This window comes from Salipiger sp. ABN3_019 (assembly GCF_056158605.1).
This window is the reverse complement of the sequence record NZ_JBSWTP010000009.1, coordinates 1,819,064-1,838,829: the sequence shown is the minus strand read 5'-3', so window position 1 is coordinate 1,838,829 and position 19,766 is coordinate 1,819,064. Positions and strand designations below refer to the sequence as shown.

Sequence of the window (19,766 nt, the reverse complement as noted above, 5' to 3'; positions counted from 1 at the left end):
TTGCCGCCCCCCGGAGGCTCTGGCACAAAGTCACCCATAGCACAGTCCGGAGCCGCGCCATGCCGACCCTTTCCAGCCGCATCACCTCTCTCAACGCCGGGGGCGGCGATGGCTGGGAGATTTTCTACAAGGCCCGCGCGCTGGTCGCCGCGGGGCAGCCGGTCACCGAACTGACCATTGGCGAGCCCGACACAAAGACCGATCCCGCGATCCTTGCCGAAATGCACCGCGCCGCCAGCGCCGGGCACACCGGCTATGCGGTGGTTCCCGGCACGCCTGCGCTGCGCGATGCCATCGCCGCGCGGGTCACCGAACGCAGCGGCGTGCCCACCACGCGCGCGAACGTGCTGGTCACCCCCGGTGGCCAATCGGCGCTTTTCGCCGCGCATATGGCGGCCTGCACTCCGGGCGGCGCCGCGCTGATGGTCGAGCCGCATTACGTCACCTACCCCGGCACCATCCGCGCCGCCGGGGCGATCCCCCACAGCGTGCAGACCCGCCCCGAACGCAGCTTCTTTCCCGATCCCGCCGACCTGCGCCGCAGCGCCGTCGCCAGCGGCGCAAGCTCGCTGCTGATCAACACGCCCAACAACCCCACCGGCGCGGTCTACCCCCGCGAAACGCTGAGCGGCATCGCCGATGTGGCGCAAGAGCAGGACCTCTGGGTGATCTCCGACGAGGTCTACGACACGCAGATCTGGGAGGGCGCCCACCTCAGCCCCCGCGCCCTGCCCGGCATGGCCGAGCGCACCATGGTGATCGGCTCGCTGTCGAAAAGCCACGCGATGACCGGCAGCCGCATCGGCTGGCTGATCGCGCCCGAAGCGGCGATCGAAGCGCTGATCGATCTGGCCACCAACACCACCTACGGCGTGCCCGGCTACATTCAGGACGCCGCGCTTTATGCGCTCACCGCAGATGCCACGCTGGAGCCGCGCGTCGCCGAGCCGTTCCGCCGCCGCCGCGCGCTGGCGCAGGGCATTCTCGCTGCGCAGAACACCGTTGGCCTCGTGCCCTCGGGCGGCGCCATGTATCTCTTCCTCGACGTCCGCGCGACCGGCCTTTCCGGCATCGCTTTCGCCGACGCTCTGCTCGACGCGCACCGCATTGCAGTCATGCCGGGCGAGAGCTTCGGCCCCTCGGCAGCGGGCTTCATCCGCGTCGCGCTCACCCTGCCCGACGCGCAGTTCTCCGAGGCGCTCTCGACGCTGGCCGGTTTCGCCGCCGGTCTCGCCAAGGCCGCCTGAGCCGTGGCAGGCTAGCGCATGTCCGGCACACCGATCTCGAGCATCCGCAACCTTGGGCCCGCGATGGAGGGTGCCTGCATAAACGCGGGCATTCCCGACGCCGAAACCCTGCGCGAGATCGGCGCGGATGCCGCTTACGGGCGGCTGCTCGCCCAAGGCACCAAGCCGCATTTCATCGGCTATTACGTGCTGCATATGGCGCTGCAGGGGCGCCCGTGGAACGATTGCCGCGGCAAGGAGAAAGAGGCCCTGCGCCAGCGGTTCGACGCGCTGGTCGCAGAGCACACCGCCCAAGCCCCGCTGTCCGGGATCGAGGCGATCCTTGACGAGATCGGCGTCGTGGACCCCGGCAAGAAGACCCGCTAAAGCACATTATTTCAAATCTATTTCAATGCCTTGGGGCGCATTCTCCCGCCCCTCAAGGAACCAGCCCCCGAGTTTGCGTGTTGGCCCTGCAACGACGAACACAACCGCAACGGAGACTGACATGGACCTGATCCGCATCATCCTCTCGATCATTCTTCCCCCCCTCGGCGTCTTTCTGCAGGTGGGCCTGGGCAAGCACTTCTGGATCAACATCCTGCTGACCATCCTCGGCTATATCCCGGGCATCGTGCACGCCATCTGGATCATCGCGCGCACCGGCCCCAAGCAGCAGAGCGTATAAGCGCGGAAGGGCCCAGCCATGAGCATTTCACAGTCTGATCTCGCACGGCTCGACCGCATCGATCGCTGGGCGCGGCGCATGGACCGGGCCTACCGCATCCCTTTCACACCGATCCGCTTCGGCTGGGACGCGGTGCTGGGCCTCGTGCCCGGCGTGGGTGACACGCTCGCCCTCGCCCCGGCGGTCTGGATCGTGAAAGAGGCCCGCGACATGGGCGCGCCCGCGCCGCTGCTGGCGCAGATGGGCGGCAATATCGCGGTCGACTGGATCATCGGTCTGCTGCCGCTGGTGGGCGATATTTTCGATATCGGCTACCGCGCCAACACCCGCAACGCCATGCTGCTGCGCGACTGGGCGCAGAGCCGCGCGGCGGCAGCGGGCAGCGGCCCCGCAAGGCCGATCCGCTCTGCGGCGGCCTGACGCGGCACCGCCCCGCCAAACGAACCTGCCAAACGCAAAAGGGCGCCCCGTGGGGCGCCCTTTCGTATCTCTCGGTCTCACGACCGGGGTGAGCGAAATGGCTCAGCCGACGAGCTCGAGGCCCGAGAAGAAGTAGGCGATCTCTTCCGCGGCGGTTTCCGGCGCGTCCGAACCGTGCACCGAGTTCTCGCCGACCGACTCGGCGAACTCTGCGCGGATGGTGCCCTCTGCGGCGTCTGCCGGGTTGGTGGCGCCCATCACTTCGCGGTTCTTGGCGATTGCGCCTTCACCTTCCAGCACCTGCACGACGACCGGCTCGGAGGCCATGAATTCGCACAGCTCGCCGTAGAACGGACGCTCGGCGTGGACCTTGTAGAACTCGCCGGCCTGCGCCGGGGTCAGCTGGATGCGCTTCTGCGCGACGATGCGCAGGCCAGCTTCTTCGAACTTGGCGTTGATCTTGCCGGTCAGGTTGCGGCGGGTTGCGTCGGGCTTGATGATCGACAGGGTGCGTTCGACGGCCATTTTGGTCTCTCCAATATCGCAAGGCCGGGCGACGGCCCGGCCAGTATTCTCTGCGCAGGGCGTTACCATGGGGTTGATGGATTGGGAAGACCCTGCTGGCCGCCGATGCCTCATTGATAGGCAAAAAAGGGGCGCTGCCCCTCTTGGCCTGCGGCCAATTCACCCCGGCGTATTTGTAAAGAGAAGAAGCGGACCCGCCTTGCTCTTCTTCTCTTTGAAAATACGCACGGCGCGACATGGCCGCCGGGAGGCGCGCCCGGGCAAAGGCGCTATGCGTGCAAAGGGGGATGTTGCCCGCCCGCGGCCTCTGCTATGGGCAGCCTCATGCTGAGTATTCGAGACATCTCCTATTCCGTCGAAGGCCGCCCTCTGCTCGAGGAAGCCTCTGCCGTGATTCCCGCCGGCCATAAGGTCGGCCTCGTCGGCCCCAATGGCGCTGGCAAGACCACGCTCTTCCGCCTGATCCGCGGCGAGCTGACGCTGGACGGCGGCGAACTTGAGCTGCCCGCCCGCGCCAAGATCGGCGGCGTTGCGCAGGAGGCGCCGGCCTCGGATGTCTCGCTGATCGAGACGGTTCTGGCCTGCGATCTCGAGCGCGCGGCGCTGATGGCCGAGGCCGAGACCGCCACCGACGCGCATCGCATCGCCGAGGTGCAGACGCGGCTGGCGGATATCGATGCGTGGTCTGCCGAGGCGCGCGCCGCCACCATCCTCAAGGGCCTCGGGTTCGACGAGGCGGCGCAGCAGCGCCCCTGCTCGGATTTCTCGGGCGGCTGGCGGATGCGCGTGGCGCTGGCGGGGGTGCTCTTTGCCGAGCCCGACCTGCTGCTGCTCGACGAGCCAACCAACTACCTCGACCTCGAAGGCGCGCTCTGGCTCGAGAGCTACCTGCAGAGCTACCCGCATACGGTGATCGTGATCAGCCACGACCGCGGGCTGCTGAACCGGGCCGTCGGTGCGATCCTGCATCTCGAGGACCGCAAGCTGGTGCTCTATCAGGGCAATTACGACACGTTCGCCCGCACCCGCGCCGAGCGCCGTGCGGTGCAGGCCGCCATGGCCAAGAAGCAGGACGATCGCCGCGCCCACCTGCAGAAATTCGTCGACCGTTTCCGCGCCAAGGCCTCCAAGGCCCGGCAGGCGCAGGCACGGGTGAAGATGCTGGAAAAGATGGAGCGGATCACCGCCCCCGAGGATGTGGCCAAGCGCGTCTTCACCTTCCCGCAGCCCGACGAGCTGTCGCCGCCCATCCTGGCGCTGGAGGATGCCTCCACCGGCTATGGCGAGACCGTCGTGCTGCGCAAGCTGTCGCTGCGCATCGATCAGGACGACCGCATCGCGCTGCTGGGCCGCAACGGTCAGGGCAAGTCGACGCTGTCGAAGCTCTTTGCCGGGCGGCTGGAGCTGATGGGCGGCAAGATGACGTCGAGCTCGAAACTGCGCATCGGCTATTTCGCCCAGCATCAGGTGGACGAGCTGCATCTCGACGAGACCCCGCTGCAGCACCTGCAGCGCGAGCGCCCCGAGACCGCGCCGCCGAAGCTGCGTGCGCAACTGGCGGGCTTCGGGCTTGGCGCGGATCAGGCGGAGACGGAAGTCGGCCGCCTCTCGGGCGGGCAGAAGGCGCGTCTGTCGCTGCTGCTGGCGACGCTCGATGCGCCGCATATGCTGATCCTCGACGAGCCGACCAACCACCTCGACATCGAAAGCCGCGAGGCGCTGGTCGAGGCGCTGACCGCCTATTCCGGCGCGGTGATCCTCGTGTCGCACGACATGCACCTGCTGGGGCTGGTCGCCGACCGGCTGTGGCTGGTCAAGGACGGCACGGTGACGCCCTATGAGGAAGACCTTGAGGCCTATCGCAAGCTGCTGCTGACGCAGGACAAGCCCGAAAAACCCGGCAAGGCGGCAAAGGCTGCCGAAAAGGCCGCCGCCGCCAAGCCCAAGCGCCCGAGCCGCGACGAGATGCAGGCGCTGCGCTCGGAGGCGCGCAAATGCGAGGAACGGGTCGGCAAGATCGAAGAGATGCGTGAGAAGCTGGCCAAGAAGCTGGCCGATCCCGCGCTCTATGAAGATGGCCGGGCGGGTGAGCTGGAGACATGGAACCGCAAATATGCGGAAGTCATGGACGGGCTGCACCGCGCCGAGGCGCTGTGGGAGGCGGCGATGGAGAAGCTGGAGACCGCTCAGGCCAGCTGAGCCCTTCGTTTTTCTGGACAGGCGGGCGTCGAGCCCCTAGCCCTTAGTCATGGACATGGCCTTTCTCATCAGCGCCTTCGCCACGCTTTTCGTGGTGATCGACCCGATCGGGTTGACCCCGGTGTTCATCGCGCTGACCCAGGGGGCGGACAGCGCGCATCGCCGGGCTGTGGGCATTCGCGCCTGTATCACCGCGCTGGTGATCCTGATGCTCTTTGCCTTCTTCGGCGAGGCGGTGCTGGGCTTCATCGGCATCTCCATGCCCGCCTTCCGCATCTCGGGCGGGCTGCTGCTGTTCCTGACCGCTCTCGACATGCTGTTCGAGCGGCGCACCAAGCGCCGCGAGGACAAGGTCGAGGATGAGGTGATGCCCGACCCTTCGGTGTTTCCCATCGCCATCCCGCTGATCGCCGGTCCCGGGGCGATCGCCTCGATCATCCTGCTGATGGGCCAGTCGCATGGTCCGCTGGAGACCGCCATGGTGCTGGGCGTTCTGGGCATCGTGCTGCTGATGGTGCTGGGCTGTTTCCTTGTGGCGGGCCCGATGGAGCGCGCGCTTGGCCATGTGGGCATCGTGGTGATCACCCGGCTTTTCGGCATGCTGCTGGCGGCGCTTTCGGTGCAGTTTGTCATCGACGGCATCCGCGGCATCGACTGGTCCGGCGTGTTCTAGGCTCCTGCCCGCGAGGCGGCGCCTCACGCGGAACTCGTAAGCTGGCACAAGACCCCTTACATTAGCCAAATGGCAGAAGGAGCGCGCCGTGTCGGGCTATGAGATCGGACGTCTGGGCTATCTGGGGCTGTTGCTGACGGCGCTGGTGATCTGGATGTTCGTGCAGCACCGGGGCCGCATCGGTCAGAAATTGCAGCAATTGGCGGCCTGGGGCCTGATCTTTGTCGCGGTCCTGGCGGCCATCGGCCTTTGGGGAGACATCCGCCAGACGGTCCTGCCGCAGCAGTCGGTCTTTGCCGAGACCGGGCGGATCGAATTGCCGCGCGCTCCCGACGGGCATTATTACCTGACCCTGCAGATCAACGACGTGCCCGTGCGCTTTGTGGTCGACACCGGCGCCAGCGGCGTGGTGCTGACCCGCCGCGATGCCGAGCGTGCCGGGCTGGATCCCGATGCGCTGATCTTCCATTCGCGCGCGCGCACCGCCAACGGCTCTGTCGAGACCGCGCCGGTGAGGCTTGAAAAGGTCACGCTCGGACGGTTCGAGGACAGCGACCTGCCCGCCTATGTCAACGGCGGCGAGATGGACAATTCCCTGCTTGGGATGAGCTATCTGCAGCGCTTCGACCGGCTCGAGATTGCGGGCGGAAAGATGGTGCTGCAGCGGGGCTGAGGCTCAGACGTCGATCTTTAGCCGCTCGCGGTCCAGCACAAGGATCGCACCGCGCCGCAGCTCGATGATCCCCTCTCGGCGCAGATCGCCCAGCAGCTTGTTGATGGTCTGTCGCGAGCACCCCACCATGGCGGCAAGGTAGGATTGACTCAGCCGCGCCTCACGATGCTCGTCGGTGGTGAACTGGTGCAGGTAGATGCACAGCCGCTCTTCGACCGAGAAGAACTGCGCAATGGCCCGCAGCTCGTTGTCCCGCGTCAGGCGGCTTTGCAGGATCGCGGCGGTATTGCGCACGATCAGCCGCGGCGGCATGTGCCGGAACAAAAGCTCGTCGGTGGCCGACAGCACGATGGCATCCGGCAGCGTCCGGCAGGTCGAGGCGCAGCGCGTGCCCGACAGACCTTCGACCTCGCCCAGCACTTCACCGGGATCGGCCACATGCACCACGGCGGCATTGCCCTGCTTGTCGAGATAGATCACCTCGACCCGGCCGCGGCCGATCAGGTAGAACACCGGGGTCGGCTCGCCTTGTTGCAGGATATCCGTCGGCGCATCAAAGCGATGTACGGTACAATCGGCGAGGAAGGCCTCTTTCTGCGCAACCGTCAGCCCTTCGAGGAGCGGACAGCCAAGCAGCGCCTGATGATCGATCAAAGATGTCATGAGATCAGTCCGATACCCGGATTGACAACTTGTGCAAGAACAAAACACGCATCTCATGTGCGGGAAGTCGCAACTTATTACAAACGTCGTTCATCAAGGCAGTCATCTTTATAAAATGAAATGGGTAAATGGCCGTTTCAACCCGCTCTGCGCTTCGAGCTTTCGGGAATTTACCCGATGCGCCCAAATCGACCAAGACCGGAATTGAAACAGCCGTTACTCGTATACCCTCACCCTCTTGCGGGTAAACCCGCGCAAGACACCGCCGCAACGCACGAGTCGCGCGCCAAGCGGTGTGAACATCTTGTAGGAAATTTTCCGCCACCTCAGTGTAAGCGAGGTGACATTTCTGATCGAAATTCCGCGGAAAAGTTATAATTTTTATAATCTTTATATGCTGTTGCAATTATGCAAGCATTTATTCGCGCTACGCGGGAATGCTCAAATCCGCGGACACGCAGGCGGAAAAACATGCCCGCGGATTCGCCAGTATCGCAGGAGGTGGCGCAGGAGGTGCCGCTCAGGATTTGGCCTTTTTCTCCCAACGCCCCGACTCTTCTGACCAATATTGCGCCGTGCAGCCCGCGCCGGTCAGCGCGCGCCACTGCCCGCGGGCCTGCGTCAGCGCGCGCTCGTCCATACCGTCGAAAAGGATGCAGACACGTTCCATCTGCGCGACCTCTTCGGCAGAGACCTCGGCGCCATCCACCGACATCAGGCAGCTTGCGCCATTGGGCAGATCGGCGCGCTCGGTCAGCAGGATCGGCTGCTGCGCATCATGGGCGCCCCCGGCCCTGCCATGCGGCAGAAAACCTTCCTCGGGCCCAAGCCACAGCCGCTCGTCCAGCCAGTCGAGCCGCCCCGGATCGACGCCGCGCACCGCCACCCGCCAGCCTGCCGCCAGAGATTTCTCCAGCAGCATCGGCAGCGTCTCCTCCAGCGGCCTCTGGGTGAGGTGATAGAACATCGCAACGCCCATGGCTCAGGCTCCGTGATCGGCGTGTGGAAGGGACTTGCGCGAGCGCAGCGCGGCAGCGCCCATGCTCTCAGCCCTCGGTCTTTTCGAAACGCTCGCGCACAAGCCGGTCGAGCGACAGCACGCCCCAGCCGGTGGCCCCGGCGGGCGCAAGCAGGGTCGGCGATTTGACCTTGGCGACCCCGGCGATGTCGAGATGGATCCACGGCACATCGTCGCGCACGAAGCGTTTGAGGAATTGCGCCGCGGTGATCGACCCGGCGGGACGCCCGCCGATGTTCTTCATGTCCGCCAGCGGAGATTTCAACATGTCGTCATAGGCTTGGCCCAGCGGCATCCGCCACGCGCCCTCGCCCTCGGTCTCGGCGGCCTTGAGGAAGTCGCGGGCGAAATCGTCTTCATTGGCGTAGACGGCGGCGTTCTCATGCCCCAGCGCAACGATGCAGGCGCCGGTGAGCGTGGCCAGATCGACCATCGCGGCGGGCTTCACATGCTCTTGCGCGTACCACAGCACATCGCACAGCACGAGGCGGCCCTCGGCGTCGGTGTTGAGGATCTCGATCGTGTCGCCCTTCATGGATTTCACGATATCGCCGGGCCGCATGGCAGTGCCCGAGGGCATGTTCTCGACCAGCCCCACAAGACCCACCACATGCGCGGGCGCCTTGCGCAGCGCCAGCGCCTTCATCACGCCCGCAACCGTGCCCGCGCCGCCCATGTCCATGGTCATGTCTTCCATGCCCGGCCCCGGCTTCAGCGAGATGCCGCCGGTGTCAAAGACCACGCCCTTGCCGACCAGCGCCAGCGGATCGCCCTCGGCGCCTTTCCAGCGCATCACCACCATCTTCGACGGCGCGGCAGATCCCTGCCCCACGGCCAGCAGCGCGTTCATGCCCAGTTCGGCCATACGCGCCTCGTCCAGCATCTCGACCTCGACGCCAAGCGCGGTCAGCGCCTCGAGACGGGCGGCAAATTCCTCGGTGGTCAGCACGTTGGCGGGCTCGCTCACCAGATCGCGGGTAAAGGCGACACCTTCGGCCACCGCCAAGAGCGAGGTCGCGGCGGTTTCGGTCTGCTCTGGCTTCGAGCACAGGATGGTTGCGTTCGCCGGGGTCTCGGCGCTCTCGGACTTGTGATTGACCACCGCGTGGCCGCGCAGCGCCAGTGCCAGTGCCAGATGCGGCAGCCGCGCGGTGCTTTCCCCGACGATGGTCAGCGCCGCCGTTCCGGCGGTTTTCGCCAGCGCGGCGCCGGCCTTGCGCGCCTCGGCAACGCTCGGACGGCGCTCGAGTTTCACGACATCCAGCGCCTCGGCGGCGAGGCCGGTCGGAAACGCCAGAGTGATCACCTCACCCGCTTTCGCCTTTTCCCAACGGTCCGACTCCAGCAGCCGCGCCACAGCGCCCTTGGACAGACGGTTGAGGCGCCGGGCACCGGGACTCATCCGGCCCTCGGCGTTGATCAGCAACGCCAAGCGCCCTTCCCGCTCGGCCAGCCCATCCAGTTCCACCGCCGAAAATTCGAAACCGCGCAGCTCGCTCATCCGCCGTCCTTCCCGTTGTCTGTCGTGTTTGTGTTTGTCTCCAAGTCCTAGTTCGCCGCAATCGGCTTGACCAGAGGCACCTTTTCCGACGATGACCGATCGTCTAGGGTCGTCGCCAAAGGAAAGCCGGGGGAAAATCGAGTGCAGAGATTCGACAGATACATGCTGTCGCAGCTCATGATCCTGTTCGGATTTTTCTCGCTGGTGCTGGTGATGGTCTATTGGGTGAACCGTGCGGTGAACCTCTTTGGCGACCTGATCGCCGATGGGCACACCGGCGGTATTTTCCTCGAGTTCACGCTGCTCAGCCTGCCCGCGGTGATCGGGATCGTGCTGCCCATCGCGGCCTTTGCCGCCGCCGTCTATGTCACCAATCGCGCCAGCAACAATTCGGAACTGACCGTGGTGCAGGCCGCGGGCTTCTCGCCGTGGCGCCTCGCCCGTCCGGTGCTGGTCTTTGGGGTGATCATCGGCGCGATGATGGCGGTGCTGACCCATGCGCTTGTGCCGCTGTCGATCGCCCAACTGCGCGAGCGTGAGGCCGAGATCTCGGGCTCCGTCTCGGCGCGGCTGCTGCATGAGGGCACCTTCCTGCACCCCACCAAGGGCGTGACCTTCTACATCCGCGAGATCTCGCCCGAGGGCGAGCTGCGCGACGTCTTCCTGTCCGACCGCCGTCAGGAGGGCCGCGAGGTGATCTACACCGCGCGCACCGCCTACATTCTGCGCGGCGACAGTGGCGACACCATGCTGACCATGGTCGAGGGCATCGCCGAGACGCTGCGTCTGTCGGACAACAGCCTGTCGACCACCACGTTCACCGATCTCACCTACGACATCTCTAGCCTGATCACCCCCGACCGCCGCCCCGGACGCCGCGCCCGGCAGATCGGCACGCTGGAGCTGCTGACCGACACCGAAGCGGTGGCCGAAGAGGTCAACAACTCGGTCGGCGAAGTGCTGGAAGAGGCGCATATGCGCTTTGAGCAGCCGCTGCTTTGCGTTGTCGCGGCGCTGATCGGCTATGCGGCGCTGATGACCGGCAGTTTCTCGCGCTTCGGCGTCACCCGGCAGATCGTCGGCGCGATCTTCCTGCTGGTGCTGATCAAGATCATCGAAAGCGCGGTCTCGACCCCGGTGCGGGCCAATGGCGCGCTCTGGCCGCTGATCTACCTGCCCAGCATCGCCGGTTTCGCCATCAGCGCGCTGATGCTCTGGCGCGCCGCCCGCCCCCGCCGTCCCAGCGCCGCACGCCGCCGGCAGGCCGCTTCCGGAGCCGCCGCATGATCCTGCACTACTATTTCGCCCGCCGCTTCCTGAAGCTCTTTCTCGCCATCGGCCTGATCTTCGCGCTGTTCTTCTTCCTCGTCGATCTGGTCGAGCAATTGCGGAAGTTCGGCGAGAGCGAAGGCTTTGGACAGGTGGTTCACATCACCCTGCTGAAGCTGCCCGAGGGCGTTTACACGATCCTGCCGCTGGTGATCATTCTTGCGGCGATCTCGCTCTGCATCTCGCTGGCGCGCAGTTCTGAACTGGTGGTCAGCCGCGCTGCGGGGCGCTCGGGTCTGGCGGCGCTCATGGGCCCGGTGGGCGTGGCGCTGGCGATCGGCTGCTTTGCCGTGGCGATGGTCAATCCCATCGTCGCCGCCACCTCGAAGCGCGCCGCCGATCTTGAACAGGAATGGGACAGCGACGGCGGCTCTGTGTTGTCGATCGGCTCCGAGGGCCTGTGGCTGCGGCAGGGCGACGAGAACGGCCAAACGGTGATCCGCGCCAGCCGCACCAACCCCGATGCGACGGTGCTTTACGATGTCAGCTTCGTCTCCTACGCGCCGGGCGGCGGGCCGGATCAGCGCATCGTCGCCGAGCGCGCCCGGCTGGACGGTGGCGACTGGGTGCTGACCAAGGCCAAGACATGGCCGCTCAGCGGCGCGGTGAACCCCGAGGCCGCCTCGCTCAGCTACGACGAGATGCGGGTGCCCTCGAACCTCACCCAAGACGGCATCCGCGACCGGTTCGGCCAACCCTCGGCAATCCCGATCTGGGAGCTTCCGGCCTTCATTCGCGGGCTTGAGAACGCGGGCTTCTCGGCGCGGCGGCACATCGTCTGGCTGCAGTCGGAACTCGCCCAGCCGGTGTTTCTGGTGGCCATGGTACTGGTCGCCGCCGGGTTCACCATGCGCCCGGCGCGGCTGGCCAACACCGGGCTTTCGGTGCTCGGGTCCGTCATGCTCGGCTTCGGGCTTTACTACGTCAGGAACTTCGCGCAGATCCTCGGCGAAAACGGGCAGCTGAACCCGCTGCTTGCCGCTTGGGTGCCGCCTGTCGCCGCCTTGCTGCTGGCGCTGGGTCTGGTGCTTCAGATGGAGGAAGGATGACCCCCCACACCCGCCTGCTCGCGGCGGCACTGGCCCTTGGCCTGCCGCTCTGCGCGACCCTTCCCGACGCGCTGCGCGCCCAGACCGCCATTCCCTCGAGCGGCGGCGAACAGAGCGCCACGCCCGCCCTGCTGGTCGCCGACAACGTCTATGTCGAAAGCGGTAACCGGCTGATCGCCCAAGGCAATGTCGAGGCGCTGCAGGATGGCACCCGGCTGTCCGCCAGCCGCATCGTCTACGATCAAGAGGCCGACAGCCTGCAGATCGAAGGGCCGATTCGCATCACCGATGCCTCGGGCAATCTCATGCTGGCCGACAGCGCCCAGCTTGAAGAAGGGCTGCGCAATGGCATCCTCAGCGGCGCGCGCATGGTGATGGACGAACAGCTACAGCTGGCCGCCGTCGAAGCGCGCCGCGCCGAGGGCCGTTTCACCCAACTGAGCCGTGTCGCGGTGACCTCCTGCCAGATCTGCGGCAAGAACGAGGTTCCGCTCTGGTCGATCCGCGCGCAGCGGGTGGTGCACGACGAAGAGGCCAAGCAGATCTATTTCGAAGGCGCGCAGCTGCGGGTGCTCGACGTGCCGGTGTTCTGGGTGCCCAGCATGCGCCTGCCCGACCCCACGCTGAAGCGCACCCGAGGCTTCCTGATCCCCACCGTGCGCAGCTCCACGCTGCTCGGTTTTGGCGTCAAGCTGCCCTACTTCATCCCGATCGGCGAGCATCAGGACGTCACGCTGACGCCCTATATCTCGCCGATCACGAAGACCGTCGAGGGACGCTACCGCCGTGCCTTCGCGCGGGGTGATCTGGAACTCAACGGCGCGCTCACCCGCGACACGCTGACCGATGACACCACCCGCGGCTATCTTTTCGCCGAAGGCAAGTTCGGGCTGCGCGACGAGTTCCAGCTTGAGTTCGATCTCAAGATGGTCAGCGACGAGGCCTATCTGAACGATTACGACTATGACGACCTCGACCGGCTGGGCAGCACCATCGAGCTGTCGCGCGCGCGCTCGGACGACCTGCTGCGCCTCGGGCTGGCGCATTACCAGTCGCTGCGCGCCTCGGAAAAGGACGAGGAACTGCCGTCGTGGATCTTTGACGGGTCTTACGAAAAGCGGTTCTTCCCGGACCGCATCGGCGGTGAGCTGCGGCTCGGCACTGAGCTGCACGGGCATTACCGCACCTCGGATGAGGACATCACCGGCCGCGATGTGGCGCGGCTGACCGCCGAGGCAAGCTGGCGCAAGCGCTGGACGCTGGCGGGCGGCATTCGTCTGGGCTGGACCAACACGCTGTGGTTCGACCGCTACGACTACAGCCAGGACAGCAGTTCCGACAGCGACGTCTCGCGCGTGATGGGCGGCACCGCCGTCGAGCTGCGCTGGCCGCTGATCCGGCGCGGCGCCGATGGCGCGCGCACGCTGCTCGAGCCGGTGGCGCAATACGGGCTGGTCGGCGGCACGCGGGTCAACATCGTCTCGGACGAGAGCACCCGTGTCGAGTTTGACGAGGGCAACCTGCTGTCGCTGTCGCGCTTCCCCGCCGCCGACCGCCGCGAGCACGGGCAGACGCTGGCCACCGGCGTGCGCTGGCTGCACGAGGCCCCCGATGGCTGGCGCGCGGGCATGACCGTCGGGCGGGTCTGGCAGGCGGATGTGGATGAAGACTTCAGCCGCTCTTCGGGGCTCGACAGCAGCATGTCCGACTGGCTGGTCGCCGCGGGCTTCAGCAATGACAGCGGGCTGACCATCTCGGCACGCGGCCTGATGGGCGGGCTCACCGATTTCAGCAAGGCCGAGGCGCGCGTCGACTGGTCCAATCCGCGCATTGATCTTGGCGCCTCTTACCTGCTGCTGGTGCAGGACCCCGACGAGGACCGCGACGAGACGCAATCGGAATGGTCGCTCGATGGCAGCTACCGTTTTGCCACCAACTGGACCAGCTCGGCAGAATGGCGCTACGACCTTGCCGATCAACGGCTTGACCGCGCCGGTCTGGGCCTGCAATACCGCAATGAATGCGTCCAGGTGGATTTCTCGGTAACGCGGAAATACGCGTCCTCGAGCAACCTGGAACCGTCAACCGATTTCGGCCTTTCCGTCGCGCTGACAGGCTTCGGCACCACGGAAAGCGCCAAGGAGTATCGACGCACATGCAAGTGACCCCCGTCCGCTTTTCGGCCCGCCTTCTCCGTTCCGTCCTCTTGGCGGCCGGTCTGGCGCTCGCTCCCGCCGCGCTGCCCGCGCAGGGGCTGTTCTCGCCCGCGATCACCGTCGACGAGATGGTGATCACCAACTACGAGATCCAGCAGCGCGCACGGATGATTGAGGTGCTCAACTCCGGCCAGAACCCGCAGCAACTGGCGCGCGAACAGCTGATCGACGACCGGCTGCGCATGCAGGCCGCCTCTGACGCGGGGATCACCCCCACCGACGAAGAGATCGAGGACGGGATGACCGAATTTGCCCAACGCGGCAATCTCGGCCTCGACCAGTTCGTCGCCCTGCTGGCGCAGAACGGCGTCGACGAGCAGACCTTCCGTGAATTCGTCCGCGCCGGCTATGCGTGGCGACAGTTGGTGCAGGCGCGCTTTCAAGCCCGCGCGCAGGTGAGCGACGAAGAAGTCGACCGCGCGCTTTCGGGCACCGGCACCGGCTCCAACGTGCGCGTGCTGCTGTCGGAGATCATCATCCCGATCCGTCCCGGCACCGAGGCGCAGGTGAACAATCTCGCCGAGCGCATCTCGAACTACCGCTCGACCGCCGATTTCTCCGCCGCCGCGCGCGAATACTCGGCCACCGCGACCCGCGGTGAAGGCGGACGGCTGCCGTGGCAGGATCTCAACGACCTGCCGCCCGTGCTGCGCCCGCTGGTGATCGGTCTCGCCCCCGGCGAGGTCACCGATCCGATCCCGATCCAAGGCGCCGTGGCGCTCTTCCAGATGCGTCAGGTCGAAGAGAGCGGCTATTCCGAACCCGAGATCGCCTCGGTCGATTACGCCACCTACTACATGGCCGGTGGCCGCAGCGCCGAGACCCTCGCCAAGGCGCGGGTTCTGGCCAGCAAGATCGACCGCTGCGACGATCTTTATGGCGTCGCCAAGGGCCAGCCTGCAGAGGTGCTGCAGCGCCACCAGCAGGCACCTTCGGAGATCCCCACCGACATCGCCTATGAGCTGTCGAAGCTCGATGCGGGCGAGGTCTCGACCGCGCTGACGCGCTCCAACGGCCAGACGCTGATGTTCCTGATGATGTGCAGCCGCACGCCGGAGGTCACCGCCGACGCCGACCGCCAGCAGGTGAGCGTCGGTCTGCGCAACCAGCGGCTCAACCAGCTCTCCGAGGCCTATCTCGCGCAGCTGCGCGCCAACGCGCGCATCGTCGAGAAATGAGCCCGCACCGGCCCGCTCTGCCCCTCGCGCTGTCGTGCGGCGAGCCCTCGGGCATCGGGCCGGAACTGGCCGAGGCCGCGTGGCAGGCGCTCGGGGCCGAGCTGCCGTTCTTCTGGATCGGCGCGCCGCACCACCTGCCGGGCAGCGTACCGCATGTGATCATCGAGCGCCCCGCCGAGGCGCCAGAGGCCGCCACGCGCGGCCTGCCGGTGCTGGTGCAAGAGATGCCCGGGCCCCGCGTGACGGGCGTGCCGCAGGCGGCGCAGGCCGCTGGTGTCGTCGCCGCCATCGAGCGCGGCGTCGCCCTGTGCCAGAGCGGTGAGGCCGCGGCGCTCTGCACCCTGCCGATCTCGAAGCAGGCGCTGGCAACCGGCTGCGGCTTCGCCTTCCCCGGCCATACCGAATTTCTCGCCCATCTCGGCCATGTGCCCGAGGTGGTGATGATGCTCGCCTGCCCCGAGCTGAAAGTGGTGCCCGCCACCATCCATATTGCGCTCGAAGAGGTGCCGCAGGCTCTGACCGCCGAACTGCTCGAGGCGCGGCTGCGCATCACCCATGCGGCCATGGCAGGCTTTGGCATCGCCCGCCCGCGCATCGCCGTCGCCGGGCTCAACCCGCACGCCGGCGAAGGCGGGCGCATGGGCCGGCAGGAGATCGAGATGATCGCGCCACTGCTGGACCGGCTGCGCGCCGAGGGCCTGGATCTGATCGGCCCGCTGCCCGCCGACACGATGTTCCACGCCGCCGCCCGCGCGCGCTATGACGTGGCGGTCTGCATGTACCACGATCAGGCGCTGATCCCCGTAAAGACACTGGGCTTCGACGAGGGCGTCAACGTCACGCTCGGCCTGCCCTTCGTGCGCACCTCGCCCGACCATGGCACCGCTTTCGACATCGCGGGCAAGGGGCTGGCAAATCCCTCCTCGACGCTCGCCGCGCTGCGCATGGCCGCCGAGCTTTCGGCTGGCGCGGTCCCGGCGTAACGGTATAGAGGGGGCGCTGCCCCCTCGCCCTGCGGGCTCACCCCCGGCGTATTTGGAGAACAATGAAGACATGAGCGGTATCGACGGCCTGCCCCCGCTGCGCGAGGTGATCGCCACCCATCAGCTGAGCGCCAAGAAATCGCTCGGGCAGAACTTCCTGCTCGATCTCAACCTGACCGCCAAGATCGCGCGGGCGGCGGGCGATCTGTCGAATATGGACGTGCTGGAGATCGGCCCCGGCCCGGGCGGGCTGACCCGCGGGCTGCTGGCCGAGGGCGCACGGCGGGTGCTGGCGGTCGAGAAGGACGCGCGCTGCCTGCCCGCGCTCGACGAGATCGTGCAGCACTACGACGGCCGCCTCGAGGTGATCAACGGCGACGCGCTGGAGATCGACCCGCTGGAGCGGCTCACCCCGCCGATCGCCATCTGCGCCAATCTGCCCTACAACGTCGGCACCGAGCTGCTGGTGCGCTGGCTGACGCCGACCGACTGGCCACCCTTCTGGTCGACCCTGACGTTGATGTTCCAGCGCGAGGTCGCCGAGCGCATCGTGGCGCAGCCCGGCTCGAAGGCCTATGGGCGGCTCGCGCTGCTGGCGCAATGGCGCTGCGAGGCGCGCATCGTGCTCAGCCTACCGCCCTCGGCCTTCACCCCGCCGCCCAAAGTGTCCTCGGCGGTGGTGCATTTGAAAGCCCTGCCCGAGCCGCGCTACCCCGCCGATGCCAAAACCTTGGAGCGGGTGGTCGCCATGGCGTTCAACCAGCGCCGCAAGATGCTGCGCGCCGCGCTGAAGGGGCTGACGCCGGACATCGAGGACAAGCTGCGGGCGGCGGGCATCGAGCCCACCGAACGCGCCGAGCAGGTCTCGCTCGAGCAATTCTGCGCGCTAGCGCGGGTGCTGAAGGGCTGACGCCGAGCCGCCCGGCTCCCCTATCAGCATCCCCAAAACCAAAAAGGCCGGGCATCGCGCCCGGCCTTTTCTTGTTCCCCACAGAGAGTGCTCAGTTGCCCTGAGCCTTCTCCGCTTCGATCTTGCGCCATGCGGCGACGTTGCGGTTGTGCTCGGCCAGCGTGGCCGCGAAGGCATGGCCGCCCGACCCATCCGCCACGAAATACACATAGTCCGATTGCGCCGGGTTCAGCGCCGCCTCGATGCTGGCGCGGCCCGGGTTGGCGATCGGGGTCGGCGGCAGCCCGTCGATGACATAGGTGTTGTACGGCGTCTCCTTGCGCAGCTCGGACTGGCGCAGCCCGCGGCCCAGCACACCCTCGCCATTGGTCAGCCCGTAGATCACCGTCGGGTCCGTCTGCAGGCGCATGCCGCGCTCGATACGGTTGACGAAGACCGAAGCCACCATCGGACGCTCCTCGGCGACACCGGTTTCCTTCTCGACGATCGACGCCATGATCAGCGCCTCTTCGGGGCTGTCATAGGGCACGCCCTCGGCGCGGTTCTGCCACGCCTGCGCGAGGATCGCCTCCTGCGCCTGCTCCATACGCGCGATGAGATCGGCGCGGCTGTCGCCGGGGCTGATCTCATAGCTGTCGGGGGCAAGCGCGCCCTCGGCGGGACGCTCGGCGACCTCGCCGTCGAGCACGTCGATCTGGCCCAGTTCCTCGACCACTTTCCAGCTGGTCACACCCTCGGCCAGCGCCACGCGGAAGCGCGTGCCGACCTCGGATTTGATCGCCTCATAGCCCTCGGGGCGCGGCTCGTCGCTGGCGGGGTCGAACTCGATGCGCTCCACATAGCGGCCGGTCTCGGGGTCGAGTTCGCGCACCTGCACCTCGGCGCTGTTGACGCCGATGCGATAGACCACCTCGGTGCCACAGGTCGACGCGCCGCCCTTGGTGACGATGTCGGTGATCTGCGTCATCGAGGCATGTTCGGGCACCAGGTAGGACCCGGCCTTGAGCTGATCGGTCTTGTCGCCATAATCGGCGCCGAGACGGAAGATCATGTCAGAGCTGATCGCACCCTGTTCGGCGAGATCATGCGAGACGCGGGTGAAATTCGAGCCGCGTTCGACCTGCAGGCACATGGGCTGCTCCAGCGGACCCTCGGCGCTGTACTCATTCTGAGCCCAGAGCAGTAGCCCGCCGGCGAGGAACACCAGCACCACCAGAAAGGTCATCGCGTTGGAGGCGATGTTGCGCCACATATCAGCTGACCTTCCCGAAGATCACGCTCGCGTTGGTGCCGCCGAAGCCGAAGCTGTTGGACAGGGCGTAGGTCACCTTGCGCGCGCGCTTGGCGTTGGGGGCGAGATCGATGGGCGTCTCCACCGCCGGGTTGTCGAGGTTGATCGTCGGCGGCGCGACCTGATCGCGGATCGCCAGGATCGAGAAGATCGCTTCGATCGCACCGGCGGCGCCCAGCAGGTGGCCGGTGGCCGATTTGGTCGACGACATGGTGACGTTCTTGGCGTGATCGCCCAGCAGCCGTTCCACCGCGCCAAGCTCGATCGTATCGGCCATGGTCGAGGTGCCGTGGGCGTTGATGTAGTCGATGTCCGACGGCTCGAGCCCGGCGGATTTCAGCGCCGCGCGCATCGAGCGCTCGCCGCCTTCGCCATCCTCGGAGGGGGCGGTGATGTGATAGGCGTCGCCCGACAGACCGTAACCGATAACCTCAGCGTAGATCTTCGCGCCGCGCGCCTTGGCGTGCTCGTATTCCTCGAGCACGACAATGCCCGCGCCCTCGCCCATGACGAAACCGTCACGGTCGGCATCATATGGACGGCTGGCCTTCTGCGGATCGTCGGCGCGCTTGGTCGACAGCGCCTTGCAGGCGTTGAACCCGGCGATGCCGATCTTGCAGATCGCCGCCTCGGCGCCGCCCGCGACCATCACGTCGGCGTCGCCGTATTTGATCAGCCGCATCGCATCGCCAATGGCGTGCGCGCCGGTCGAGCAGGCGGTGACCACCGAGTGGTTCGGACCCTTGAAGCCGTATTTGATCGAGACCTGACCCGAAATGAGGTTGATCAGCGCGCCGGGCACAAAGAACGGCGACACGCGGCGCGGGCCCTTCTGTTCCATCATCACGGCGGTGTTGGCGATGGAGTTGAGGCCACCGATGCCCGAGCCGATCAGAACGCCGGTGCGCTCCAGATCTTCTTTCTCGGTGGGGGTCCAGCCAAAATCCTCGACCGCCTGCTGCGCGGCGGCCATGCCGAAGAGAATGAAGGTATCGACCTTGCGCTGCTCTTTCGGCTCCATATAGGCATCGGCATTGAACGTCCCGTCCGACCCGTCACCCAGCGGCACTTCGCAGGCATAGGTGGTGGTGAGCCCCTCGGTATCGAAGCCTTTAATCGGGCCAGCGCCCGACTGGCCGTCAAGAATACGTTCCCAGCTCTTTTCGACACCATCCGCCAGCGGCGTGACAAGCCCCAGCCCGGTAACCACAACGCGACGCATTG

General features: G+C 66.5%; 19 protein-coding genes. 13 read left to right on the top strand and 6 right to left on the bottom strand.

All coding sequences use genetic code 11. The features are described from left to right. The first annotated feature begins 59 nt into the window (after nt 1-59). The 4 genes from ACXAD2_RS17050 (at nt 60) to ACXAD2_RS17035 (ending at nt 2,334) form a co-directional block, all read left to right on the top strand. Nucleotides 60-1,247, top strand: a complete 1,188-nt coding sequence (locus ACXAD2_RS17050; protein ID WP_475172153.1) for a pyridoxal phosphate-dependent aminotransferase — start codon at nt 60-62, stop codon at nt 1,245-1,247. 18 nt (nt 1,248-1,265) lie between these two features. Continuing rightward, complete coding sequence (locus tag ACXAD2_RS17045) at nt 1,266-1,613, top strand: TfoX/Sxy family protein (protein ID WP_475172151.1); 348 nt, start codon at nt 1,266-1,268, stop codon at nt 1,611-1,613. Between the two features lie 121 nt (nt 1,614-1,734). Further along, nucleotides 1,735-1,914 (top strand): YqaE/Pmp3 family membrane protein, encoded by a 180-nt coding sequence (locus ACXAD2_RS17040; RefSeq protein WP_066106261.1) that lies wholly within the window; start codon nt 1,735-1,737, stop codon nt 1,912-1,914. A gap of 18 nt (nt 1,915-1,932) precedes the next feature. Continuing rightward, the gene (locus ACXAD2_RS17035; RefSeq protein ID WP_475172149.1) at nt 1,933-2,334 is read left to right on the top strand and encodes a DUF4112 domain-containing protein; all 402 of its coding nucleotides are present in this window, start codon (nt 1,933-1,935) and stop codon (nt 2,332-2,334) included. Nucleotides 2,335-2,436: 102 nt separating this feature from the next. Here ACXAD2_RS17035 and ndk read toward each other — a convergent pair whose 3' ends face one another. Continuing rightward, nucleotides 2,437-2,859, bottom strand: a complete 423-nt coding sequence (gene ndk / locus ACXAD2_RS17030; RefSeq protein ID WP_066106256.1) for a nucleoside-diphosphate kinase — start codon at nt 2,857-2,859, stop codon at nt 2,437-2,439. A 324-nt stretch (nt 2,860-3,183) separates the two neighbouring features. On the opposite strand from ndk, the gene ACXAD2_RS17025 reads away from it, so the two are divergent. The 3 genes from ACXAD2_RS17025 to ACXAD2_RS17015 all read left to right on the top strand — a co-directional run bounded on the left by ACXAD2_RS17025 (nt 3,184) and on the right by ACXAD2_RS17015 (nt 6,404). Next, the gene (locus ACXAD2_RS17025) at nt 3,184-5,058 is read left to right on the top strand and encodes an ABC-F family ATP-binding cassette domain-containing protein (RefSeq protein WP_475172147.1); all 1,875 of its coding nucleotides are present in this window, start codon (nt 3,184-3,186) and stop codon (nt 5,056-5,058) included. A gap of 49 nt (nt 5,059-5,107) precedes the next feature. Continuing rightward, nucleotides 5,108-5,731, top strand: a complete 624-nt coding sequence (locus tag ACXAD2_RS17020; RefSeq protein ID WP_475172145.1) for a MarC family protein — start codon at nt 5,108-5,110, stop codon at nt 5,729-5,731. 88 nt (nt 5,732-5,819) lie between these two features. Further along, nucleotides 5,820-6,404: a retropepsin-like aspartic protease family protein gene (locus ACXAD2_RS17015; RefSeq protein ID WP_475172144.1), complete on the top strand. Its 585-nt coding sequence runs from the start codon at nt 5,820-5,822 to the stop codon at nt 6,402-6,404. 3 nt (nt 6,405-6,407) lie between these two features. Here ACXAD2_RS17015 and ACXAD2_RS17010 read toward each other — a convergent pair whose 3' ends face one another. From ACXAD2_RS17010 to ACXAD2_RS17000, 3 genes are all read right to left on the bottom strand, one after another. After that, complete coding sequence (locus ACXAD2_RS17010; RefSeq protein WP_475172142.1) at nt 6,408-7,067, bottom strand: Crp/Fnr family transcriptional regulator; 660 nt, start codon at nt 7,065-7,067, stop codon at nt 6,408-6,410. A gap of 520 nt (nt 7,068-7,587) precedes the next feature. Beyond that, nucleotides 7,588-8,046: a DNA polymerase III subunit chi gene (locus ACXAD2_RS17005; RefSeq protein WP_475172140.1), complete on the bottom strand. Its 459-nt coding sequence runs from the start codon at nt 8,044-8,046 to the stop codon at nt 7,588-7,590. A 67-nt stretch (nt 8,047-8,113) separates the two neighbouring features. Further along, complete coding sequence (locus tag ACXAD2_RS17000) at nt 8,114-9,586, bottom strand: leucyl aminopeptidase (RefSeq protein ID WP_475172138.1); 1,473 nt, start codon at nt 9,584-9,586, stop codon at nt 8,114-8,116. Nucleotides 9,587-9,748: 162 nt separating this feature from the next. On the opposite strand from ACXAD2_RS17000, the gene lptF reads away from it, so the two are divergent. The 6 genes from lptF to rsmA all read left to right on the top strand — a co-directional run bounded on the left by lptF (nt 9,749) and on the right by rsmA (nt 17,251). Continuing rightward, nucleotides 9,749-10,873, top strand: a complete 1,125-nt coding sequence (gene lptF, locus ACXAD2_RS16995) for an LPS export ABC transporter permease LptF (protein WP_475174922.1) — start codon at nt 9,749-9,751, stop codon at nt 10,871-10,873. Next, nucleotides 10,870-11,964, top strand: coding sequence for an LPS export ABC transporter permease LptG (gene lptG, locus ACXAD2_RS16990; RefSeq protein WP_224899994.1), 1,095 nt, complete (start codon nt 10,870-10,872; stop codon nt 11,962-11,964). Before lptF ends, lptG begins: the two co-directional genes overlap by 4 nt. Further along, nucleotides 11,961-14,129 carry an LPS-assembly protein LptD gene (locus ACXAD2_RS16985; protein ID WP_475172135.1) on the top strand — a complete coding sequence of 723 codons (2,169 nt, stop codon included), beginning with the start codon at nt 11,961-11,963 and terminating at the stop codon, nt 14,127-14,129. The genes lptG and ACXAD2_RS16985 overlap by 4 nt, the downstream gene beginning before the upstream one ends. Further along, nucleotides 14,120-15,358: a peptidylprolyl isomerase gene (locus ACXAD2_RS16980; protein WP_475172133.1), complete on the top strand. Its 1,239-nt coding sequence runs from the start codon at nt 14,120-14,122 to the stop codon at nt 15,356-15,358. Before ACXAD2_RS16985 ends, ACXAD2_RS16980 begins: the two co-directional genes overlap by 10 nt. Continuing rightward, the gene (gene pdxA, locus ACXAD2_RS16975) at nt 15,355-16,341 is read left to right on the top strand and encodes a 4-hydroxythreonine-4-phosphate dehydrogenase PdxA (RefSeq protein WP_475172132.1); all 987 of its coding nucleotides are present in this window, start codon (nt 15,355-15,357) and stop codon (nt 16,339-16,341) included. The genes ACXAD2_RS16980 and pdxA overlap by 4 nt, the downstream gene beginning before the upstream one ends. A 70-nt stretch (nt 16,342-16,411) precedes the next feature. After that, the gene (gene rsmA, locus ACXAD2_RS16970; protein WP_475172130.1) at nt 16,412-17,251 is read left to right on the top strand and encodes a 16S rRNA (adenine(1518)-N(6)/adenine(1519)-N(6))-dimethyltransferase RsmA; all 840 of its coding nucleotides are present in this window, start codon (nt 16,412-16,414) and stop codon (nt 17,249-17,251) included. 91 nt (nt 17,252-17,342) lie between these two features. Here rsmA and mltG read toward each other — a convergent pair whose 3' ends face one another. After that, entirely contained in the window at nt 17,343-18,503 is a 1,161-nt protein-coding gene (gene mltG, locus ACXAD2_RS16965; protein WP_475172128.1) for an endolytic transglycosylase MltG, read from the bottom strand. A gap of 1 nt (nt 18,504) precedes the next feature. Then, nucleotides 18,505-19,764, bottom strand: coding sequence for a beta-ketoacyl-ACP synthase II (gene fabF, locus ACXAD2_RS16960; protein ID WP_475172125.1), 1,260 nt, complete (start codon nt 19,762-19,764; stop codon nt 18,505-18,507). Between the last annotated feature and the right edge of the window lie 2 nt (nt 19,765-19,766).

What these genes read in the sequence shown, in the direction of transcription:
- ACXAD2_RS17050 (WP_475172153.1), top strand. Translation starts at nt 60, where the DNA reads ATGCCGACCCTTTCCAGCCGCATCACCTCTCTCAACGCCGGGGGCGGC.
- ACXAD2_RS17045 (WP_475172151.1), top strand. Translation starts at nt 1,266, where the DNA reads ATGTCCGGCACACCGATCTCGAGCATCCGCAACCTTGGGCCCGCGATG.
- ACXAD2_RS17040 (WP_066106261.1), top strand. Translation starts at nt 1,735, where the DNA reads ATGGACCTGATCCGCATCATCCTCTCGATCATTCTTCCCCCCCTCGGC.
- ACXAD2_RS17035 (WP_475172149.1), top strand. Translation starts at nt 1,933, where the DNA reads ATGAGCATTTCACAGTCTGATCTCGCACGGCTCGACCGCATCGATCGC.
- ndk (WP_066106256.1), bottom strand. Translation starts at nt 2,859, where the DNA reads ATGGCCGTCGAACGCACCCTGTCGATCATCAAGCCCGACGCAACCCGC.
- ACXAD2_RS17025 (WP_475172147.1), top strand. Translation starts at nt 3,184, where the DNA reads ATGCTGAGTATTCGAGACATCTCCTATTCCGTCGAAGGCCGCCCTCTG.
- ACXAD2_RS17020 (WP_475172145.1), top strand. Translation starts at nt 5,108, where the DNA reads ATGGACATGGCCTTTCTCATCAGCGCCTTCGCCACGCTTTTCGTGGTG.
- ACXAD2_RS17010 (WP_475172142.1), bottom strand. Translation starts at nt 7,067, where the DNA reads ATGACATCTTTGATCGATCATCAGGCGCTGCTTGGCTGTCCGCTCCTC.
- ACXAD2_RS17005 (WP_475172140.1), bottom strand. Translation starts at nt 8,046, where the DNA reads ATGGGCGTTGCGATGTTCTATCACCTCACCCAGAGGCCGCTGGAGGAG.
- ACXAD2_RS17000 (WP_475172138.1), bottom strand. Translation starts at nt 9,586, where the DNA reads ATGAGCGAGCTGCGCGGTTTCGAATTTTCGGCGGTGGAACTGGATGGG.
- lptF (WP_475174922.1), top strand. Translation starts at nt 9,749, where the DNA reads ATGCTGTCGCAGCTCATGATCCTGTTCGGATTTTTCTCGCTGGTGCTG.
- lptG (WP_224899994.1), top strand. Translation starts at nt 10,870, where the DNA reads ATGATCCTGCACTACTATTTCGCCCGCCGCTTCCTGAAGCTCTTTCTC.
- ACXAD2_RS16985 (WP_475172135.1), top strand. Translation starts at nt 11,961, where the DNA reads ATGACCCCCCACACCCGCCTGCTCGCGGCGGCACTGGCCCTTGGCCTG.
- ACXAD2_RS16980 (WP_475172133.1), top strand. Translation starts at nt 14,120, where the DNA reads ATGCAAGTGACCCCCGTCCGCTTTTCGGCCCGCCTTCTCCGTTCCGTC.
- pdxA (WP_475172132.1), top strand. Translation starts at nt 15,355, where the DNA reads ATGAGCCCGCACCGGCCCGCTCTGCCCCTCGCGCTGTCGTGCGGCGAG.
- rsmA (WP_475172130.1), top strand. Translation starts at nt 16,412, where the DNA reads ATGAGCGGTATCGACGGCCTGCCCCCGCTGCGCGAGGTGATCGCCACC.
- mltG (WP_475172128.1), bottom strand. Translation starts at nt 18,503, where the DNA reads ATGTGGCGCAACATCGCCTCCAACGCGATGACCTTTCTGGTGGTGCTG.
- fabF (WP_475172125.1), bottom strand. Translation starts at nt 19,764, where the DNA reads ATGCGTCGCGTTGTGGTTACCGGGCTGGGGCTTGTCACGCCGCTGGCG.